The sequence below is a fragment of the Lysinibacillus mangiferihumi genome (genome assembly GCF_003049665.1).
Taxonomy (GTDB): Bacteria; Bacillota; Bacilli; order Bacillales_A; family Planococcaceae; genus Lysinibacillus; species Lysinibacillus mangiferihumi.
This window is the reverse complement of sequence record NZ_PYWM01000008.1, coordinates 153,150-175,175: the sequence shown is the minus strand read 5'-3', so window position 1 is coordinate 175,175 and position 22,026 is coordinate 153,150. Positions and strand designations below refer to the sequence as shown.

Here is a 22,026-nt window from a genome sequence, read left to right as displayed (position 1 = left end):
AGGTTACGGTATACGTTGGCGTATTAGGTTTCGTCCACTGTGCATATAGAATTACATCCGCTGTACCCATTGGAAAAGTTTCATTTGCATTATACGCCGTGCCTTGTCCATCTGCTTGTGTATTCCAGCCTGCAAATATATAGCCATTCTTTACTAGATTGCCACTATTTCCTTGGACTGTTACTGTTTTATTTTCTTCGTACTTTATACTATCCTGTGGTACAGTGCCACTTGTTGCGCCGTTTGCATGATAGGTTACGGTATACGTTGGCGTATTAGGTTTCGTCCACTGTGCATATAGAATTACATCCGCTGTACCCATTGGAAAAGTTTCATTTGCATTATACGCCGTGCCTTGTCCATCTGCTTGTGTATTCCAACCTGCAAATATATAGCCATCCTTTACTAGATTGCCATTATTTCCTTGGACTGTTACTGTTTTATTTTCTTCGTACTTTATACTATCCTGTGGTACAGTACCACTTGTTGCGCCGTTTGCACTATAGGTTACTGTATAGTACGGTGTCGCTTCGTATACACCTATATCAATGGCAGCGCCTTGAATTCGTCTTTTCCCTTCTAAATCTGTTGCAATACTATTTGCATCTGAATTCCCTGCATCAATTGCTGGTCCGCCAACTTTTAAATGCAAATTTCCGCTAGTTGGGGAGACGAATACATCATCAGGCACATACATTGCAGGACCGGTAGGATTTGAAGTTGCATCAAACAATTGACCTTTGTATCCTCTTTCTACCGGCACATCGAGCAAACTATTTGTTGTCTGCCCCTTATAATCAGTCAGTGCTGCTGTATTACCATTTCCAATAATAATACTATTAATAATTTTGCTATTTGCAGCACCTCCGTAAATAACTGCTGGACTATTTGAATAGATGGTCGCATTTATCAAGCTAAAATCCGCAAAAATATTATAAAGAGCACTACCCTTATTCGCATTATTTGAAATAAATAGGGCATTAATTAATGATGGATTGCCAGACTCATTAAGTAATCCACCACCTAACTCGCTTTTATTTCCATTAAAAATTACATTTGTGATAAGTGGATTACTTTGCAATCGATTGTATATTCCACCACCCCTACTTATTGCTATATTCCCATGAAATTCGACATTATTTAATTCCGGAGCACTTCTGTTAGCGTTAAACATACCTCCTCCACTATCCGACTCATTGTTCCTAAATATTACATCTGTTAATATTGGGCTACTCTCTCTATCATTAACTATTCCCCCTCCAAAATACGCTGCTTTATTTTGCTCAAATATGACATTTGTTAAAATTGACTTATTAGCAGGTCCATTATTGTATATCCCTCCTCCTTGTTGCGATGCTATATTTTGGCTAAATATCACATCTGTTAAGGTTGAGGCACTATTACCGTAATTTGCTATACCTCCTCCGTGAGCCGCTTCATTGTTCATAAATTTTGCGTGCTCTATTATAATGTCACATGAATTATTTTGAATGCCCCCACCGCTACGTGTTGCTTTATTTTTATTAAAGACCACATTTGTTATTTTAGGAGCACTCTTATTCCAATTGAATATACCTCCTCCTGAGGACGCTTCATTGTCAGTAAACTCAGCATTCATTAAGGTTGGGGAGCTTTCCAAATTGTACATTCCCCCTCCATGTTGGTTTGCCTTATTGCCATAAAAAATAACATTTCTCAAAGTCGGGTTATTTCCTGAATTGTACATACCTCCCCCATGCTTATGAGAAGTGAGATAACCATTCGCATGTCCTGCTGTGATTGTGACGCCATCAAGGATTGCAGTTGCATTTAATTTCAAATCATAATTATTTGGATGATAAAAAACATGATATGCCGCTTCTCCACTTGGAAGTGCACCACTTAATATCGTTTTATTATGCGTGAAATCTCGATTCTCGACTGTCTCCTCGTCACTATCTCCTTTAAAGCCACCGTAAATAGCTACACCGTTTTTCATTTTGAAATGGGCAGTACGAGCGTCCCTCACATCATCTAGTCGTGTCGGTGTATATGTTCCTTGTGCAATCCAAATTTGGTCACCAGTCTTTGCCTTTGATAATGCGCTCTGTAAATCTAGAAAAGCATTCTCCCAACTCGTACCATCTCTGTTACCATCAGCAACATTTGCATTCACATAAATAATGTTGCTTTCTGCTAATAATGAGCTTTGCTGGGTTGTCTTATTCATTGCTGCAAGCACAGGTATACTACCGATGAAGGTATATACGATTAAAAAACATATAGAAAGAATTGGTATTACCTGTGGCCTAGTCTTTCTCATACCATCCCTCTTTTCGTTTAGTCTTTTTAGAAATTGTTACTATAGCCCACATATATTACTTAAAAGTAATATATGGATATATCGTGATGATTTCAGTAGTGCAACCGCACACCTTCTGTCTGTTGACTCTACTAACCTCCTTTCTATTTATTTTATCCTCACTATATGTAAAAACCGGAATTATATTAACGGAGGGGAGTTGCTTATAAAGCCTCGAGCATACATCCTGATACGACATAGCTATAGCCAATTTCATTTCCAATTTTATATTACTGAAAAGTAATATTCAACTATAAAAAGAAAAATATAAATTTTCCTTTTTAACTCAATTTGAGAACACTATTTTTCTCTATTTAGCATTCCCTCTATAAGTAAATCGACAATATCCGTCGCTATTTCTTGTGGTTGTTTTTTCTGTGGCAGTAATTGAATGAATGTTAATCGTTCAATTATGCCTATTAAGCACTCTGCCACTGTTTGCGTATCTAGATTTTTCCGAAAGTAACCTGCATCAACTTCAAAATCCAGATTCTCTTTTATTTGCTTGACCATTTGCGCCTTTATTTCATCAGCCTTTGTTGATAAATAAAATCCAATGCGTGTTAAATTAGGGTTTTTAGAAAAAAACACCAATAATTCTTTGACATTATATATAATACGTTCTTTTACTGTTGCTTGCTCCAATGCAGGCTGTAAGCGGCTTTTTTTGGCAAAATCAATCATGCGTAAGCGAAATAAATTTTCTAATTCTTCGAAAATAGCATCCTTATTTTTGAAATACAAATAAAAAGTTGGTTGACTTAATGAAGCAGCTTTAACAATCGAACTCACCTTTGTATCATGATACCCATTTTGTGCGAATTCTTTTGCTGCTATTTCAAGAAGGAGTGCTCGACTTTCTTCACCACTAGCACCTTTAGGTCTTCCTCTTTCTCCCATTAAAAACACTCCTACATATTAATTACTACTATATTCAATACATACATTTCAGTATAAGTAGTTTCAAATTCTAAACGAACAATCTAAAAATTTACTGACTAATATACATGAAAGTTATCACTTTGGCAAATACTTTTCAATTATTTCATAAATGCTTCTTTTGGTATCCCTTTTCACTTATCATACATTGTGACAAGCTATTCGCAAAAACACCCCGTAAAAGTTAGAGGACAAAATCTGCCTTTACGAGGTTATTTTTAAGCAAAACTTAAAGTGCCTAATGAATCTATTAATAGGAGGCCACCTATATGGTCTATATCCTACCGCTTAATTTTTAACATGCTGCACAGTCCCTTTCTGCCAGAGTAACTTCTTCAATGTTTCGTAATTGACTAGAACCGTTCCAACAATAATCGTCAAAGTACCTATGCCAGTTAACCAAGATAGATATTCTTGATAAAAAATAACACCTAATACTACAGCGATTAAGGGAGAAATATACAGCCATGTAGAAGGAAATATTGGATTTGTCCGTGAAACAAGCCAATAATAAATGCTATGCCCAATCATTGAGCCTACAATAATTAAATAAAGAAGGGAGCCCATTGAAGCGAGATTTAACAGATTGTCAAACTGAATGTTCTCGGTAAAAAACGATAAAATAATTAATAGAATCCCGCCGTACATCATTTGCACTGCATTTAAGGCAATTGGTGATGTCGTTTCAAACTTTTGGATAACATGTTTCGTATAAATCGTTCCAATTGCATAAAATAGCTCACCTACTATGATGGCGAAACAACCAACCATCCAGAAGGTACTTATTTCAATCGAAAAACTAGGTATAATCAACAGTGTGACACCAATAACCCCGACAACACAACCTATCAATGATTGACGATTTCCTTGTTGTTTCAATATCAATGTTTGAATAATGATAATCATCATCGGACCCGTAGCAGATAAGACAGCGGCAATTCCTGATGTCACATACTGTTCTGCCCAGTATAATGCGGCAAACGTTCCAAAAGTTAAACATACCCCTGTAAAAAACAGCTCTTTCCGCCATAATAACCGTATTGTCGTTTTTTCTCTCCAAACCATAAAACTAAATAGCAGCAAACCAGCAATGAAAAAACGAAGCCCAGCTGATAAAAATGGAGGTACCCCTGCATCAACACCCATTTTAATTGCTAAAAAAGTCGTACCAAAAATCAAACACATAAAAATATAATGAATCATCACCATATCAATCTCCTCCTTTTTTCTATCATAAAAGAAGGAGCGTAGAACAGATTGAGAAAGATAGAACAGATTAACATCGTTCGTGGTACAATCTTTTTGAATAGGAGGAATCGACGTGGACAAAACGATTGAACATAAAGATTATCTTTTTAAGAAAGTATATGATTATGTACTACACCGTATAGAACGCAACGAATGGAAAGAACATGAAAAGATTCCCTCCGTCCGCCAATTAGCTTTTGAAATGAATGTTCATCGATTAACGGTATTAAAGGCTTATCAATTATTAAAAAAGCATGACAAAGTTTATGTAAAAGATAAAGCAGGCTATTTTGTCCAATCAATCGAAACAAAACATCTTGAAAATCTAAATCAGAGCAATCCGATTGTTTCTGCATACTTACAAAAAAATCATTTATCTGAAATCCATCAGCCAGCTGTTTCCTACCAATTCTCGCAGGCGTTAATTGATTCCAATCTTTTACCTAATCATTATTTTTCAGATTACGTAAAGAAAGTGTTTGATCTTTATCCAAAAGTACTTGCAACTTACTCAACTGTGCAAGGTGATTTAGAACTACGTGAAACACTCACACAGTATTTTATCAACCAATATAAAACACATATTAGTGCAGATGAGTTACTCATTACTTCTGGCTCACAGCAAGCGATTCACCTTATAGCCCAAACTTTTATTAAGCCTCGAGACGTCGTTTTATTTGAACGTCCAAGCTATAGTGCTGCGATTGATATTTTTAAAGCACAGGGAGCCCAGATTGTTACGGTGGATATTCATCCAGAAGGGTACGATTTACAACAGCTTGAATTATATATTAAGCAATATAAACCACGATTATTTTATCTCAATCCGACATTTCATAATCCGACTGGTTATACTGTTCCTATTGAGCAGCGCAAAAAATTAGTAGAATTAGCAGAACACTATCGACTGTTATTAATTGAAGACGATGCTTATCACGACATATATTTTGATGAACCCCCTCCACCACCCATTTACACCTATGATAGTGCTGGGACAGTCATTTATATCCGTAGCTTTTGCAAATATATTTCACCTGGTTTAAGAATTGCGACTGTTATTTGTCAATCATCATTAATGAACGCATTACTAACAGCAAAATCATTAGCGGATAATGGCTCACCACTTCTCAATCAAAAAATTTTTCTCCATTACTTTTCATCACTAAGATTGCAACAACACTTGGAGAAAATTCGAATTGCGCTTCAAATTCGAAAGGAAATCATGGAGGAAGAGCTAGCCATAACAGGTTGGCGATGGACTAGTCCAAAAGGCGGTTTGAATTTATGGGTACAGCTCCCAAATAATTTTCCAACTGAATTATTATTAAGCAAAAGTTTCGAACAAAATATTTCCTTTGTGCCTGGACAAGTTTGTGATCCATTAAAACAATTATCATCTTGGATTCGTTTAAGCTATTCTTACGCAAATGAAAAACAATTAAAAGAAGGACTAAAAAGGTTTGTAGCAGTGGCACAATCACTTTCTAAGTGAGCTGTCATACAACAACAGAGAAAAAGTGTTAGATTGACCGCAATCAATCTAACACTTTTTTGCTATGTCGTTGATGTTCGCTAAAGGCTCCGTTACCATCAACTAGTTTTTCATTACTACTGATTATATTTTTTGCAAAAGTAAAATTTACGAACACTATTTCTTTGTTTCTTATTACTTATTCGTTTTGTCCCAGCCTCGATACTATAGACAAAAGGAAGTGCAAGTTATTTCTCGTGTTTCCTTTGTCTTTTTCTTCTCATAGACCATACAGATTATTTATTATTTTTCTACTATTACTTGTATGACACGGCGAGTACTTGTTTGAATCGACGTATCATATTGTTCCACTTCCCCCGTAAAGTAATGTTTTAATTTATAACGACGAGCCCATCTTAAGATATTCTCCGCATTATATAAATGAGACATATCTTTTGGTCCTCCCGTATTGTATAAAAGCTGTGCGTATTCATATACCTCAAACATAAATACACCGTTTAGTTTTAAAGAGTTCATAATTTTATCAAGCACTACTAATTGGAAGCTATGTGGAAAATGCCCAAAAACCATTATTGCGCCATCATAGTTTTCTTTAGGTAGTTTGTATTCTATTAATTCTACCCTTTTTGTGTCGATTGTTACGCCATTCATATTTGCCAGTAACTGAACTTTAGCTAGTCCTTGTGAAGTAGAATTATAAACCGTTACCTTATATCCTAGTTTTGCTAAAAATACTGCATTCGCTCCCTCATTTTCTTCATACGCAGCAATTTTGGCATGCTTAGGGAAATAATGTACAGAAGACTTAATAAATCGATTCGCTTCAGTTCCATAAACATATAGTGGTGGACTCTCTTGTTCACGCCCCATGCTCATACCCTTCCCCCCCATTTATACGTAAAACGATTCCAGTATTTTAAACTGATGCTTTTATCACCATCATTATAAAAAACAATTGAGAAATTCTAATGAATTTTAGTAACAAAAAAGTAAATTTCATTTAAAGTCCATATTTTGCCCTCAAAAATTAGCATCTATTGCGTGAAATCAAGAGAAATCGGACAAACCATTTCTACGTTATACATACTATTTTGACAAACTAATGAAGTTTAGTTGCTTTTGATTTCACATATTACTCATCTGCGTTTCAAATCTATTTAGTATGATATGCGTTGAATGTCATTAAAAACAGAAAGGAAGAGTAACTATGAATTTTCCATCGGTCGATTATACTTGGTTTGGGAACGGCACTGTCATTGCTCTTATTGCCATTATTCATGTAATTATTAGCCATGGCGTGGCAATTGGAACCTCTGTTTTAGTTGTATCTACTGAGTATAGAGCCATGAAAAGAAAGAACGAAGCATTAGATCAAGTAGCAAAAACAATGTTGAAATGGGTATTAATCATTACTACAACTATGGGAGCTATGACTGGAGTAGGGATTTGGTTTTCAACAACCGTCATACAACCGGACTCAATTTCTTCTTTACTACGCATTTTCTTTTGGGCATGGGTTGTGGAATGGGGAGCATTTATTTCTGAAGTGATTATTCTTATTGTCTATTACTATACATGGGATAAATGGAAAGAGGGAGAACGTAAACGAAAGCATATTATGTTGGGTGTCGCACTTAGTATTGCTTCATGGGTAACGATGGTAATCATTACAGGTGTCTTAGCCGCAAAATTAACGCCGGGACGTTGGATTGACACATTTTCATTTTGGAATGCATTTCTCAACCCAACTTACTTCCCTTCACTCGGATTCCGTATGTTTTTAGCAATTATGCTAGCTATCTCGTTAGTATCATTTTTCATCCGTTGGCGCATTAAAGATAAAGCGTTACGAACAGAAGTCTTTCGAGTGTTTGCATTCTGGGGTGCTATCGCCTTACCACTAACTTTTATAACAGGATTATGGTATTTATGGGCCATCCCAACTGAAGCCTATAACATGATTGTTTGGTCGACAGGCATGTCTGAGGTCATTTTCAAAAGTCTCAATATTTTAGGTTTTAGTATCCTTCTTATTTTCTTAGTATGGCTCGTTAAAAGTCCAAAAAACGTTCCGTGGATGCTATCAATTGCAGTCATGTTTTCTTCAATCGGTTTTATTGGGGAATTTGAAGTTGTAAGAGAAAGCGTTAGAAAGCCATACATTATTTATAATTATATGTACGCAAACGGAATGTTAGCAAAAGATGAAGAAGAACTGAAAAAAGAAGGATATCTAGCTAATGCAACATGGGCAAAAGAAAAAGAAGTTACTGACAACAATATGGTTGAAGCTGGTCGAGACGTTTTCGTTGGTCAATGTATTACTTGTCATACGATTGATGGATGGCGAGATACACGAGCATTAGCTACTAGAATGAAAGGCTGGGATAAGGAAGCCATTATGTCCTTTATTCCTAATATGCATTATGCACAAGTAGCCATGCCACCATTTATGGGGACAGAAGAAGAGATTGAAGCATTAGCTACTTATATTGTAACAGAATTGGAAAATGATAAAGAGGTGACCCAAAAATGAACCATCTAGTTTTGGCATTAATTTCTTCTGATAACCCTTTACCGATTCCTGCACCCATTGGTTTACTAGAAATTTTGATTGTCTTAACATTTATTCTTCATATTATTTTTGTGAATTTTACTATTTCATTGACTGCAGGTGCTGTTGGGCTAGAAATTACGGGGATGATGAAAAAAAATAGTTTATTTGATAAAATGGCACAAATTTGTTCTTTTCATGCTTCAATACATAAAAGTATTGCAGTTGTTTTAGGTGTTGGTCCATTATTAATTGTAAGTGTCTTATATACACAATATTTTTATTCTTCCACAATCTTAATAGGGAAGGCTTGGATGAGTTTATTAATCCTACTTATTGCTGCATTCCTTTTGTTATACATTTATAAGTTCACTTGGGTTAAATTCCAAACAAAAAAATTATTGCATTTAAGTATTGGCCTATTAGCCATGTTAATTCTGTTTTTTGTCCCTCTTATTTTTATTGTCAATGTCACTTCCATGTTATATCCAGATCGTTGGGGAGAAGCAAATGGTTTTTTTGAAAGCTTATTTTACTATCCTCAAATTTGGCAACGTTACCTCCATTTTATGCTAGCGAGTTTAGCAACAGGTGGATTTTATATGTTTGTCTATTTTGCTTATTTGAAACGAAAGCAGAAGAAATTAGAGCAACATGAACAAGCATTAAAACTTTTTGGTGCCAAAGTAGGCTTTTGGATTACAATTACACAGTTAGTAACTGGTTTTTTATTATTATTTTCTTTTAATACGAATATTCGTATGCTTTATTTAGGCGAAGATTTATTGTTAACTTCTTTACTTATTATTTCTATTGTCTTAACTGTCATCCTTTGTATGCTACTCTATGCAGCAGGCTATAAGGATTCTGCTAATTCTTTTCTAGCCTCTATTTTGGTCTTCATGTTTGTTATTGGCATTATGGGCTGGATGCGTCATGAATTGAGAGAAGCCTATTTATCACCTTATCTCGATGAACATCCACGAACAGAGGAGCGATTAGAGTCTACGTTGGAATAGAACTATAGACCGCAAGGAACACCGTAGACAAAGTCGATTTATTCGACTTTGTCTATTCAATATATAGTGATTATGGAGTACAACATGGGAAAAGTTAAATTAATTGAAAATTCAGTGAAATATATTTATTCCATAATTAAAAAAGATTTACACTAAAAGCATTGTGTATTTTGTAAGTAACCTTAACTGGACTGTTGTTAACTTTAAATAACTTGTTACTTTATTATTTTACAACATGTAACCAGTCCACAGTTATCTAGATAATAAAACTTGATTCTCTCGTCCTTTTTTAAACGAACTTTTAAATCAAAAAAATTTTACCAATTTAACTACCCTCTTTTCTCTTAATTTTATAAAGAATAATTTTTTACTAGAATTTTCTTTTTAGGTATTTTTATTATTCGGATAAATGTAATAACTTTTTAGAATACTAAAATATAAAGTTATAAGAATGACTAAGAAATAATTATGAAAGAGTGACCCCAAATCAGTTACATTTGAGGTCACTCTTTTTAGCAGTTATGTCGAAATTTAATCATCATAGTCACTTTGAAGCTTTAGAATAGTACCTGTTATTGCATCTATCTCGATATCGTACTCTATACGACCATTTTGTATTTCTATCTCATAAATAGCAATTCCATCATCATAGTCCAACTCAATCTTTGTAACATTACCTGAAACCTTTTCCTTTGCTATTGCAATTGCCTTGTCTTGAGATATGAATTGAGCTGATGAAGGTTTTGAAGGTATAGTATAGTTTATATCTGACATTGTATCACTCGTTGTATTGAGTGTATAAACATTTAAAGCAACAGATGAAACATTAGTAATATTAGCGTAATTTAATCTATAAAAAAACGTTACCAATTGCTTTCTAGTCAACACATTTTCTGCACCAAAATATTTTTGTATATTGATATTTTGATATTCATTATTTTGCCCTGTCGTTATTTTATTTTGTAATAAATATTGGATAGATTCATTCAAATTATTACTTCCATTGGCTAAATAAGCAATTGCTTGTGCAACAACACCTCTGTTCACAGCCATATCTTTCAACTTAGTATCGTTATATCCGTTTAATGGAACCCCATACTTAGCTAATATATTATAATTTATTTCCGTTTCTAACATGTTGCCATTGCTCTTATTATCTAGCTTAAAATAATTCACCAGTATTTTTGCGAACTGTCTTTCTGTCACAATATTATTCGGTCTAAAAGTCCCGTCTTTATAACCATTTATTAAACCCATTTTTCTAGCCCAATAAATAGGCAAATTATTAGGATCATTGACGTCTACATCTATAAAGTAATTATTAACCTCACGTTCTGTAACCCGTATCTCACCTGTATTAGCATCAACATCCATTTCAACTTTTTCTGTATTCGTTAGAACCGTGATTTCGAAATGGGATTCATCATCATCAAAACTCGCTTCAATTACCTGCCCCCCAAATTTCTTAATAGCAATTTCTTTTGCTGTTTCTAGTGTAATGTTCGACGTAGAAGCAGAAGCCTTCTCTTTTACAATACCAATTAGACAAAACAAAGTAAAAAATACAACAAGTACTGTTTGAATATTTTTCAAAATAAAGTCCTCCAAATTTCATTTCTATACTATTTTTCATTGTAACTATGAATTAAAATTTCCAACTTACTGTTGTCATTTCTGGAACTTGATATTAGGTACAAACCATAAAAATTGCGTCAGTTAGCTTAATCATTATGGTAATCTAGAAATATTTTAATATCCCCTATCTATTTCAATTTATCAATTAGTCTTGATTTTGCATCAATCTCCATCTCATATTGCAAATAAGTTTTGATTGATATAAAGTAACAACCCCTTTAAGAGATGCCCCCTGCACCTATCCACCGGGTCCAAAACTTGGATAATAAGAATAAATAAACCTATTATACTAAGTATAATTCAGAACAGAAGTGAATTGAAGAATTAAATCATTACAATTTTTCAACAGGTACTCCCAAACTAACGTAAAGGCTGTTGCTGACACAAAACACTACTGCTTATAAATCTGACGGAATCTATATATTGAATTGAAACGTTTATTTTAACAATCATGGAAATCTACATATGTGGTGTAAGCTTTGTGAAAATCATCTCTATTTTATTTAAAATTATCTGGGCATAATATACTAGCGAATTCTAATATATGAAAAAATATTTCTTTTACTTTACTTAGTTTTATTAAATTTAAGTATCTTCAACAGCTTTAATAAGAGCTTAGTATTTATTATTTTTCTACATTTAGAGGATGCTATCCCCCTCTTTTCATGTAATTATCTAGTTTTAAAATATTAGAATTTTTACAATAATCTGATTTATTATTATAAACTTAAATTATTATAAGAGGGAGGGATATAGAAATGAGCAACTTACAACCCATTTCTTCAGAAGAATTAGTAAAGTTTGAAGAAGTTCGTAACGGTGACAAAATTACTGTTATTCGATGCTAGTTTTAAAACACAAAGAACGAATATTATTCGCTCTTTGTGTTTTACTTTACGTTTAAGTTTTGATTAGGAAAAGTAAATTACAAACGATTTTCTTTGAAGGTTGAGGAAAATGATATTATTTTATCTATTTTTATTCTTTATAGTTTTTAATTTATATACGTATTTAAGTCTATATGTTCATGAATTTGGACATTTTATTGCTGCAAAACTTCTTGGAGCAACGCAAACAAGAATTATACTAAATATTAAAAATGTTAACCCTTGTACTACTTTCAGTTTTGGAAGGAAAATAAGCAATTTTGAAAATTGCATTATAACGCTCTCTGGGGTCATATTGCAACTAACGCTTTCCATACTGATTTTGTTACAAAACTATAGCTTATTCATAAAAATAGTTGTAGTTATTCATATACCAGCAATTTTAATTAATATTTTGCCTTTAAAACCGTTAGACGGATATTATTTATTGCCACTATTGAAAAATATAAAAGGTTCTATTATTTTCTTTTATTTGATATTTATTTTATCTATCCTTATATCAATCTACCTCACATGGCAATATTTATTTGTACTATTCGATAGTTCATTCAATAATACATTAATTATTATGATATTACCCGCACTAATACTATATAAAATTTTCAGAAAAATAAGTAAATATAGGAGTATTGAATATGGAAACAACTCATAAAAAATATAAAGTAAGATATGGTAATTCCAAAATTCTTTTAACAAACGAGAACAACTCCTTATTTTGGGAATCTGAAATTTGTCATACAGAAAATACAGATAAAGAAGAAAGGAATTTCTTTACCGCCGCGGATAAAGCCTTCTTTTCCTACCCATTAAAAAAATCAGGGAATATTCATTTATTTGGAATCCCTTTTAATAAAGGTTCTAATAAAAGTAATTCAAAAGTGAAAAATTTTGCTGCTGCTTTAAGGGAATCGAGCCTACGACTTCCAATATATTTAGATGAATATAATGAACAAACTTCAGGTATTTATGATTATTTAAGAGATAAATATTTGATGAAAAATTGTTTGTTAGTCGATCATGGTGATTTATCAATAGTTAACGATAGTTTAGAAGAAACTAATCACCTAATATTCCAAGTATTGAACTACATAGAACCTCAAAAAATAAAATTTTGTGTAGTAGGTGGAGATCATTCAATCACATATACTCTTGTAAAAAATCTAACAAAGATATTATTGAAAAGAATGCTTATTATTCAATTTGATGCTCATCATGACTGCGGATCGGATATATTAAAAATGGATAAAGAGATTTGTCATAGCAATTTTGTTCGTTTTTTATTACAAGAGGAAATGATTGCCGGAATCATTCAAATAGGTGTTAGAGGGCTTAGATCATTAGGGCAATATTATAATCATCCTAAACTTTTTCAACTCAATTTTACTGATTTAGATAAGCTTCATTCAATTGTATCTGAATTATTAAATACTGGAGATGAAATAATTGGGTATGTTTCATTCGATGTTGATGTATTAGAACCTAGAGATTTCCCTTTAGTAGATTTTCCAAAAATTGAAGGACCAAAATTACAAGAAGTTATCAATATGATACAGGAAATTTTTAAAATTGTACCTTCCATAAAAGCAGTAGATATAGTCGAAGGACAATCAGGAGGTGAGCCTGAACAATATGATTCGGTTCTTCATATTTTATTATATTTACTGGAAGGATTAACTAAAAAGGGAGATGAAAAGTAGTCATGCTAAAAAGTGAAAATCAAATTCAATATGATTGTATGCTGAAATTAAGTGAGGAATCGAAGTATGGTTCTGATTTTGATAATTTTATAGCATTAGTAAATTTATCAAAAGAACTACAACCTTTATTACAATATGATAAATTAAAAATAATACAAGTATGGGAAAAGTATCGCTTTAATAATGAAGTACAAAACTACTTAAGACAGGAGCCATTTGCTTTTTCGGGATTCAAGGAAAAAATAGGTATGGAGAATATTATTTCTTGCTTTGAAAAAGGCGGTATTTTTGCTACTTTTCATTTTGGCCATTACCGTCATGTGCCTCTTGAGTTAACAAAATCTTTGAATAAAGGTAACAATTTTTCATTGGATATTGTAGTAGACAGAGAATCTTATGATAGTGAATTAGAATTAACAAAGTGGAATGAAATTAAGCAAGAGAATAATATAAGTTACATAATAGCAGAGGAAAATATAAGTGGCTTAAAGTTGCTTCGCTTACTTAAACAAGGAGGCTCATTTCTATTATATTTGGATGGAAATACAGGAGCTGGTGAAGATTCAAAACCAATTGAAGTTCAACACATTACATCATTAATAAGGTTAAGAAGCGGTATTTTCCGATTGCTGCTGTTAACTAAAAAGCCACTGTGTCTTGTAATGGCAGATTTAAATTCGGATGGAGAACCTCGTTTGAAAGCTGAGAATCTAAGATACTTTAGGAAAGAGAACTTTGAGCAATCTGTAAATGAAATTTACACCATTTTTAGAAACACACTAATCAATCATCCTGAATTATGGAGATTTTGGTATAGGCATCATCTTTTTGTGAATAGCTGGATAAAAATAAACAATTCAATGACAAATAGTCCATCGATTGATTGGCGAAGTAATAATGGCTTAGGATTAGATTTAACTACAGGAAATGTATACAAATTAGATTATTAAACAGCAGATTATCTTAACTTAATTCAGCTAGTCAAATCTGTTCAGCATGTGGATACAAAGACAGCAAGAAACCGTTCGAAATTCAAGAATGGACTTGTCCTATTTGTCAGGCTTATCATGACTGCGATCTAAAAGCAAGTATCAATATTCTGACTGAGGTCTAAGAATAAAAGCATTCGCTTAGCTAGAAATAGGAACCATAGGAACTACGGGAATAGCTTAGGAAATAAGAGACACCACTGCAAGTAAAGACATACACTTGCAAGTATGCTCTATCCCCAAGAAGCGCCCACTTCAAGCGTTAAGAATTGTTTGGTTTAGCTAAGTGGTGAGTAGTTTACAAAGTAAAGATGACAAGCCAGTAATCATTCGCCTAGGGGGGCTATTATGTTTAAAAATCATAACTTTGTTTTACTGTTTTTCTCTCGTTTTTTTAGTGTATTTGCGGATGCTATGTTATTTATAATTCTATTATCTATATTGGGTAATTTCGGTATTAACGCTATCGGACTTTCAATTTTCTTTATATTTTCTACACTCCCAGCAATACTATTTTCTTTGCCAGCAGGGGCAATTATTGAAAGAAAATACCTTCAAAAGGTCATGAGTTTTACTGATATAATACGATTTGTTTCAGTTGGATGTCTAGCAATAATTAACACGATTCATTTAACACCTACTATAATTTATTTATTTATCTTTGCCATTGTACTGTGTAATGTATTTTACATCCCGGCCAATTCGTCTCTATTGCCCAAAATTGTTAAGCAGGAATATTTAGCGAATGCAAATAGTTATATCCAAATCACAATGCTCTTTGCAAAAATAGGTTCTTATAGCGTGGGGGCCTGGTTGATTAAAAGTGGATTGAGTTATTCTAGTTTGCTACTTATCATGGGCTCATTTTACATAATTTCGATGATAATGATTTTAGCAGTAAAGCCATATCACAAAAATTTATCAAACAACGAACCGAAAACAATCATACAAGACGTAAAAGCTGGATTAGCTTATATTAAAGTAAATAAATTATATAGTAAGCTTTTTCAAATATTTGGTGCTGCATGGTTAGTTGGTTCATCAGTGGATCTTTATTTAATATCGTATTTAGTAGAAATATTGGAACGACCACATGAAGATTTATATATAATTACCACATATAGTTTGATTGGAATTGGTTTAGGATCTTTCATATCGCCTTACTTATACAAACGAATTAATCCTAAAATAGGGCTTTATGCTTCAAGTCTATTCTTTGGTATTATTATCGCTTTATTTTCGTTGAAATTACCACTAGCGGTATTGTTAATAGGATTACTTATCGGTGGATTTGCACAAGGTTTATTTTTAATTTTTATAAATACATATTTACAAAGCAATGTAGAAGAGAAATATCTTTCACGAGTATACAGCTTATACCATTTCGTTTACACTGGAGTAAGCTTGCCAGGATATCTACTTTTCGGATACTTTATTGATCGTATCGGCATAATTAATACAGGTTTTATTATTGCAGCCTATTTAATATTCATTGCTTTAGTAACGATTTTCTACTTACCATCTTTACGAGACAAAAAGGAAGTCTTAGAAGAAAGGCATTCTTAAAAAATCCAGCTATCTGTTTTTTTATTGATAGCTGGCTATTATATTTTTATTCGTTTTTAAGCTTTTTTATATATGATTGTAAGTATTCTTCATAATTTAGAGCATGATTCAAGGATTCAACCTTATGTAATATATATATTGATTCTTGAGCAAGTTCAAGACCTTGTTTATATTTTGTATGCATTTTGAATATACCGAAGTAAAAATTTAGAATTGTTTTTTCTAAAATAAAGGTTTCAGGTATATTTTGATTTTTTAATTCATATAAGTATGCTTCGGTTTCTTTCAACTTATTATGCTCAAGACATGTTCTAATAGTATTAAAATAGATATCAAATAAATTACGCTTGTAACTTAACATGTTTTTGAAATAAATACTCTTTTTAATGACTTCTGATGATAGCATAATTACAGTATCTATATCCAATAAATGTAACGTATTTCCATAAAGAATTATTTCATATTCTCCCCAGACTTCTACTTGCCATAAATAATCAACGAGTATTTTTAAATTTTCTTGTTTAACTTTGTTGTCAGTAAGGTCCGAAATAATTGCTTCGATCATGATACTGTTTAATTTATATGACAATACATTAGTTAGTTCAAATTTACAAATTTCATCATTTCTTAACTTATTTAAAAACTTTAAATCTCCACGTAAATAAGCTTCCTTCATGTTTATAATTAATTCTTCAAAATGCCCTACTTTAAATTCATTATGGATATAGAAAAATTCTTCAAAACTTACATTAATTCGATTAAGTAACAATAATAACTTAGAAACAGTAATGCCAGTTTCATCTCTTTCAAATTTAGATAAATGAGAAACAGACATTATATCTTTTGCTGTATTATGAAGACTGTAACCTTTGTGTAACCGTAACTTGCGAAAAGTATTACCTAAGTTATCCATAAAAAATCACCTTTATCATGTTTTAAAGTAATTTCTCAATATCTAAAAATTTCTAGAATCAATAAAAGACAGGTACTCAACTGTGTTAGATCAGTCAGTACCTGTCTTTTTCTTTCTTAACTAATCCATCACTTAGCTTCAAGATTACTGTTTTTATTTTCTTGTTTTATATACAATCATCTACTCACTCAATAAATGTAGATATTAACCCTATTACTAAAAATATATTACTTTAACAACATTATAGTGTGGCTTCAGAAAAAAAGTCTACTTTTTTATAACTGCAAATAGCGAATATTGATATAAATTAGAAATTTCACACGACATTGGGTAACTTGAAACCCTACGATTTTTTCTTTAATACTTACTTTCAAATGGTAAAACATTCTCAAAAATAGCCTGCTTCAAAGTAGTGATTATATTAAACCCTTCATATCATCAATTTACAAAACAACTCAATGAAACCATATTTTAATAATTGATAACGTTTACTAAAGTAATAGATAATAAAGTGGATAAAATCTATTACAAAGGAAGAAAGTAATGAAGAATCCATTAAAAAAATATTTGATAATACCAGCTATGCTCACTACTTTATTAGCTACTCCGTTTAGTGCTAACGCCTCAGCGAGTGATATACATATGTCCTATTTATATAGCGGAAATACAAGCTCTTTCATAAAAAATATAGATATGACCCAAGGTGCGTTAAATACGGCAACACCTAACTTTTTTAATTTAAATGCAGATGGTAATTTGAGTGCTACGATTGATAAAAGTTTAGTCGATGCAATGCATAATAGAGGATTAAAAGTTGTGCCATTCATTTCTAATCATTGGGACCGTAAATTGGCACAAATCGCAATGACAAATCGAGAAATATTGTCTACTCAAATCGTCAATTCTGTTGTGAAAAATAATTTAGATGGCGTCGATATTGATATAGAAAATTTAAACGATACAAATAAAGAAGAGTTTACAGATTTCATCCGATTATTACGTAAAAAAATGCCTAATAATAAAACAATATCTATAGCAGTCGCTGCAAATCCATATGGGTGGACAACTGGGTGGCATGGTTCTTATGATTACAAGAAACTAAGTGAGTATAGCGATTATTTAATGGTGATGGCGTATGATGAAAGCTATAATGGTGGTTCAGTTGGTCCTGTCGCAAGTTTATCATTTGTTGAAAATTCGATTAAATATTTATTAGATAAAGGGATTCATCCAAATAAAATAGTATTAGGGCTTCCTTTTTATGGACGAATTTGGAAAGATGATGTGGAAATTGGAGGCGACGGCATTGCTAATAATGCCGTCAAATCTATTGTGAATAGCCATAATGGAAAATTTCATTTTGATAATACTTCAAAATCAGCATTTGCCAAATTTACAGTAAAAAGCAGTGACTCTCCTACTTATATCGGTGGCAAAAAGCTAGTACCAGGAAATTACACGATATGGTACGAAAATGATTTATCTTTAAAATATAAGTTAAGACTTGTAGAGAAATATCATTTAAGAGGAACAGGTAGCTGGGAGTTAACTCAAGCGGATAATGGTATTTGGAAATTTTATTCTTCTTGGGCGAATGGGGAACATAACTTTATAGATACGGAAAATCATTGGGCAGAACAGGATATTATGGCCCTTTACCGAAAAGGCTGGATTAGCGGCAAAAACGAATACAATTATGATCCAAATGGTAATTTAACAAGAGCTCAGGCTACGGCTATCCTTATTAATGCCATCGGTTTAGACACAACAAACGAAACTGTACCTAATTATTTCAAGGATGTGCCAGCAAATCATTGGGCAAAACGTGCTATTGAAATTGCCTATAAGTATCATATTGTGAATGGAACAAATGAAAACATTTTCGATCCAAATGCCAATATCACAAGAGCACAATTAGCAGGTATATTATCGAGAGTATTAAATTATCCATTACCTACGGATGAGTCCAGTTTTTATGATGTTCCAAAAGATTTCTGGGCATATGCGGATATTTTAAAATTAAGTAGTAAAGGGATTATTAAGGGAAAAGAAGATGGAGGATTTTATCCATTTGATCATGTTACGAGAGGTCAAATGGCAGCGATGGTAAACCGGGCAAGTGCAGATTTAGAAAAGTATGCAGTAAAAAAATAAATCCTTTCACAATAGTTGATAATAACTCAACTAGTTTAAATAAAACAGCTATTCAACAAAAATGAGGCAGTTATAAAACGAATTGTACATCGATGGTTTCTTACATCATAGCTTGTTTATAATGTCGCACATCTAATAAAAATGTACATTACTAAATTCAATTTTAATAGTGTACATTTTTTTATTTTGCTAATATTTATATCAATGTTCACTAAAATGTGTAACATTTACAGTTAGCAAAGTTACCAAGATATTGATGATGCGTACTATAGAATAATTGGTGTTCACATATCACAACGTCCACAGCAGATTGGAACATGAATTACAAAAAAAGGAGTGCCCCCAAAGCTTTTCTACTCTCCAGGACCACATTTACTTATGATATGGTTCACCGTATCACATATTTCCCTCTCCCAAATGCCACCGGACATTGGAGTCATATTTGTCAGCATAATTGTATCAGTAGCATATTATGCAGAATTTTCAAGTTCAACTAATTTAGTTCGTTTTTTTCTAACAATGATTAATGAATTGTTTTAAAGCAAGACGTTCTATTACAATCCAATGACTAATGGCATTATTATAAATTTAATAGAAAAAGTTGTTTAAATTTTCTATTTTAACCACAATTATTATGACATGAACCTGCTGTGTATTTTTATCACATCGACTCCCTCCTTTTATTTCCTAAACTAATCACCATCTAAAATTCGTCTCATATTCTATAATTAGACCTATTTTGAGGGGGAAACTATATGGGGATTGAACTTACTTCTCTCCATTGGATTTATGTTGTTTTTATTGTTTTAATTATTGGCTTTATGGTGAAACGTTGGGATACTACCCTCATTTGTATTCTTGGCATTTTCCTTCTTGCGATTATCGCTACGGGTGATCTCACCTCGTCTATAAGCGGGGTTTTTAACAGCTTTATTTACGCGATTACGGAGCTGTTATCGACCATTTTGATTATCTCCATTATTGTTGCAATGAGTCGTGTGTTAATAACTTCTGGTATTAATGAGGTCATGGTTGCACCATTTACAAAAATTATTAAAACACCGACACTTGCCTATTGGACAATTGGTATTTTAATGATGATTATTTCTTGGTTTTTCTGGCCCTCTCCTGCTGTAGCATTATTGGGAGCAGTGCTACTACCTGTAGCCATTCGAGCGGGTTTACCAGCGTTGGGCGTTGCCATGGCAATGAACTTATTTGGTCACGGAATTGCTTTATCTGGTGATATTGTGATTCAAGGCGCTCCAAAGTTGACTGCAGATGCTGCGGGTATTCCAGTAGGGGATGTCGTTTCAGCCAGTATTCCGCTTGTTATGACGATGGGCCTTGTGACGACGATAGCTGCTTTTATCTTATTAAAACGTGATATGAAGCGAGGCACTTTTCAGTTAACAACTTCATCTGAATCGAATGATGGTATAGAACAGCTGAAAGATGAACATTTGCTTACCCGCGGACAAAAACGATTTTTTGCGATACTTATTCCATTTACCTTTTTGCTCGATGTTATTGCCATGTCGGTATTAAAACTGCAAGGCGGTGACGCTACTGCTCTAATTGGTGGAACGGCTGTCTTTATATTGTTAGTGCTCTGTCTTGTTGCACATAAAAAACAAGGATTTGAGAAATCAACAGATTATTTAATTCAAGGATTCCAATTTGGATTTAAAGTATTTGGACCCGTTATCCCCATTGCAGCTTTCTTCTATCTTGGTGACTCCGGATTCACCAAAATTATCGGTGACTACCTCCCTTCCGCTTCGCATGGCATTGTCAATGATCTTGGTGTCGGCTTAGCTGCCGTTGTACCATTAACGAAAGAAATTGCGGTCGTGACTCTTGCAATCGTAGGTGCCATTACAGGTTTAGACGGCTCGGGATTCTCTGGCATTTCGCTAGCTGGTTCAATAGGTAGCTTATTTGGCAATGCGATTGGAGGAGGTACAGCCACCCTAACCGCACTCGGACAAATCACTGGCATTTGGGTTGGTGGCGGTACACTGTCACCAATGGAAGACATATGATAAAGGGGCTTCTAATACAAGGTATCAATTTAAAGCAAAACGGAAAGAATTCGAAAAAAATAAAAAAACGGCTTGAAATGATCAAGCCGAAAATAAAAAGAGAGAGTTAAATTATTCGTAAATTTATTATGCTAATTTATTGATTATATTAATTTGTCTTTTAAAGCATCCGTTAAAGTTTGGGAAAAGTTTATACCTTGTTTCATACCTAAATCATTTAAATAGCTAGGAATAGTTAACGTTTTTTTAACTGGTGTTAAATCTAAAGCTTTCTTATGTGCCTCTATATCAACATCTACAAGTGTTACAATATCATTTTCTTTTGGTGTAAAAGAAACAGTATTCGGTTTATTTATTGGTTCATCAGCAAAAGCTATAACATTACCTATATAATTCCTTGCATACTCAATAACTTCAGCAATAGTTTCCCCTTGGGTAATCCCGTCAATATCAGGAATTGTCACTAAGTGAAAACCGTCTGCTGATAGGGGTGAAATAACCACAGGATAAACTACAACATTTTTCATTTTCTACCTTCTTTCGTTTC

General features: G+C 32.9%; 16 protein-coding genes. 9 read left to right on the top strand and 7 right to left on the bottom strand.

Annotated elements, in window-relative coordinates:
- From C9J37_RS10310 to C9J37_RS10300, 3 genes are all read right to left on the bottom strand, one after another.
- On the bottom strand, window positions 1-2,302 hold a 2,302-nt coding region (locus C9J37_RS10310; protein ID WP_201262155.1), incomplete at its 3' end, for an InlB B-repeat-containing protein.
- A gap of 339 nt (window positions 2,303-2,641) precedes the next feature.
- Window positions 2,642-3,241, bottom strand: coding sequence for a TetR/AcrR family transcriptional regulator (locus tag C9J37_RS10305; RefSeq protein WP_107895264.1), 600 nt, complete (start codon window positions 3,239-3,241; stop codon window positions 2,642-2,644).
- Between the two features lie 327 nt (window positions 3,242-3,568).
- Entirely contained in the window at window positions 3,569-4,489 is a 921-nt protein-coding gene (locus C9J37_RS10300) for a DMT family transporter (protein ID WP_107895263.1), read from the bottom strand.
- A gap of 112 nt (window positions 4,490-4,601) precedes the next feature.
- On the opposite strand from C9J37_RS10300, the gene C9J37_RS10295 reads away from it, so the two are divergent.
- Window positions 4,602-6,020 (top strand): aminotransferase-like domain-containing protein, encoded by a 1,419-nt coding sequence (locus C9J37_RS10295; RefSeq protein ID WP_107895262.1) that lies wholly within the window; start codon window positions 4,602-4,604, stop codon window positions 6,018-6,020.
- A 282-nt stretch (window positions 6,021-6,302) separates the two neighbouring features.
- On the opposite strand, the gene C9J37_RS10290 is transcribed toward C9J37_RS10295, so the two are convergent.
- Window positions 6,303-6,896 carry a class I SAM-dependent methyltransferase gene (locus tag C9J37_RS10290; RefSeq protein WP_024362418.1) on the bottom strand — a complete coding sequence of 198 codons (594 nt, stop codon included), beginning with the start codon at window positions 6,894-6,896 and terminating at the stop codon, window positions 6,303-6,305.
- A gap of 331 nt (window positions 6,897-7,227) precedes the next feature.
- Between C9J37_RS10290 and C9J37_RS10285 the strand changes: the two genes are divergently transcribed.
- Entirely contained in the window at window positions 7,228-8,556 is a 1,329-nt protein-coding gene (locus C9J37_RS10285; protein ID WP_107895261.1) for a c-type cytochrome, read from the top strand.
- A complete protein-coding gene (locus C9J37_RS10280; RefSeq protein ID WP_107895260.1) occupies window positions 8,553-9,593 on the top strand; it encodes a cytochrome ubiquinol oxidase subunit I in 1,041 nt (346 codons plus the stop codon). Before C9J37_RS10285 ends, C9J37_RS10280 begins: the two co-directional genes overlap by 4 nt.
- Before the next feature lie 531 nt (window positions 9,594-10,124).
- Here C9J37_RS10280 and C9J37_RS10275 read toward each other — a convergent pair.
- Window positions 10,125-11,186, bottom strand: coding sequence for a PepSY domain-containing protein (locus C9J37_RS10275; protein ID WP_167397293.1), 1,062 nt, complete (start codon window positions 11,184-11,186; stop codon window positions 10,125-10,127).
- Between the two features lie 1,564 nt (window positions 11,187-12,750).
- Between C9J37_RS10275 and C9J37_RS10265 the strand changes: the two genes are divergently transcribed.
- From C9J37_RS10265 to C9J37_RS10250, 4 genes are all read left to right on the top strand, one after another.
- Window positions 12,751-13,812, top strand: a complete 1,062-nt coding sequence (locus C9J37_RS10265; protein WP_107895257.1) for an arginase family protein — start codon at window positions 12,751-12,753, stop codon at window positions 13,810-13,812.
- Window positions 13,813-13,814: 2 nt separating this feature from the next.
- Window positions 13,815-14,762 (top strand): hypothetical protein, encoded by a 948-nt coding sequence (locus C9J37_RS10260; RefSeq protein ID WP_107895256.1) that lies wholly within the window; start codon window positions 13,815-13,817, stop codon window positions 14,760-14,762.
- Between the two features lie 35 nt (window positions 14,763-14,797).
- On the top strand, window positions 14,798-14,926 hold the full coding sequence (locus C9J37_RS28920) for a zinc ribbon domain-containing protein (RefSeq protein ID WP_268807999.1): 129 nt from the start codon (window positions 14,798-14,800) through the stop codon (window positions 14,924-14,926).
- A 223-nt stretch (window positions 14,927-15,149) separates the two neighbouring features.
- Window positions 15,150-16,367, top strand: a complete 1,218-nt coding sequence (locus C9J37_RS10250; RefSeq protein ID WP_107895255.1) for an MFS transporter — start codon at window positions 15,150-15,152, stop codon at window positions 16,365-16,367.
- 46 nt (window positions 16,368-16,413) lie between these two features.
- On the opposite strand, the gene C9J37_RS10245 is transcribed toward C9J37_RS10250, so the two are convergent.
- Complete coding sequence (locus C9J37_RS10245; protein WP_107895254.1) at window positions 16,414-17,280, bottom strand: helix-turn-helix domain-containing protein; 867 nt, start codon at window positions 17,278-17,280, stop codon at window positions 16,414-16,416.
- 543 nt (window positions 17,281-17,823) lie between these two features.
- Here C9J37_RS10245 and C9J37_RS10240 point away from each other — a divergent pair.
- A complete protein-coding gene (locus C9J37_RS10240) occupies window positions 17,824-19,434 on the top strand; it encodes a glycosyl hydrolase family 18 protein (RefSeq protein WP_107895253.1) in 1,611 nt (536 codons plus the stop codon).
- A 755-nt stretch (window positions 19,435-20,189) separates the two neighbouring features.
- Window positions 20,190-21,479: a hypothetical protein gene (locus C9J37_RS10235; RefSeq protein ID WP_107895252.1), complete on the top strand. Its 1,290-nt coding sequence runs from the start codon at window positions 20,190-20,192 to the stop codon at window positions 21,477-21,479.
- A gap of 143 nt (window positions 21,480-21,622) precedes the next feature.
- Here the strand turns inward: C9J37_RS10235 and C9J37_RS10230 are convergent, their stop codons facing one another.
- Entirely contained in the window at window positions 21,623-22,006 is a 384-nt protein-coding gene (locus tag C9J37_RS10230) for a type II toxin-antitoxin system HicB family antitoxin (RefSeq protein ID WP_107895251.1), read from the bottom strand.
- Window positions 22,007-22,026: the final 20 nt, after the last annotated feature.

What these genes read in the sequence shown, in the direction of transcription:
- C9J37_RS10265 (WP_107895257.1), top strand. Translation starts at nt 12,751, where the DNA reads ATGGAAACAACTCATAAAAAATATAAAGTAAGATATGGTAATTCCAAA.
- C9J37_RS10305 (WP_107895264.1), bottom strand. Translation starts at nt 3,241, where the DNA reads ATGGGAGAAAGAGGAAGACCTAAAGGTGCTAGTGGTGAAGAAAGTCGA.
- C9J37_RS10240 (WP_107895253.1), top strand. Translation starts at nt 17,824, where the DNA reads ATGAAGAATCCATTAAAAAAATATTTGATAATACCAGCTATGCTCACT.
- C9J37_RS10245 (WP_107895254.1), bottom strand. Translation starts at nt 17,280, where the DNA reads ATGGATAACTTAGGTAATACTTTTCGCAAGTTACGGTTACACAAAGGT.
- C9J37_RS10260 (WP_107895256.1), top strand. Translation starts at nt 13,815, where the DNA reads ATGCTAAAAAGTGAAAATCAAATTCAATATGATTGTATGCTGAAATTA.
- C9J37_RS10230 (WP_107895251.1), bottom strand. Translation starts at nt 22,006, where the DNA reads ATGAAAAATGTTGTAGTTTATCCTGTGGTTATTTCACCCCTATCAGCA.
- C9J37_RS10285 (WP_107895261.1), top strand. Translation starts at nt 7,228, where the DNA reads ATGAATTTTCCATCGGTCGATTATACTTGGTTTGGGAACGGCACTGTC.
- C9J37_RS10280 (WP_107895260.1), top strand. Translation starts at nt 8,553, where the DNA reads ATGAACCATCTAGTTTTGGCATTAATTTCTTCTGATAACCCTTTACCG.
- C9J37_RS10235 (WP_107895252.1), top strand. Translation starts at nt 20,190, where the DNA reads ATGGGGATTGAACTTACTTCTCTCCATTGGATTTATGTTGTTTTTATT.
- C9J37_RS10250 (WP_107895255.1), top strand. Translation starts at nt 15,150, where the DNA reads ATGTTTAAAAATCATAACTTTGTTTTACTGTTTTTCTCTCGTTTTTTT.
- C9J37_RS10300 (WP_107895263.1), bottom strand. Translation starts at nt 4,489, where the DNA reads ATGGTGATGATTCATTATATTTTTATGTGTTTGATTTTTGGTACGACT.
- C9J37_RS10290 (WP_024362418.1), bottom strand. Translation starts at nt 6,896, where the DNA reads ATGAGCATGGGGCGTGAACAAGAGAGTCCACCACTATATGTTTATGGA.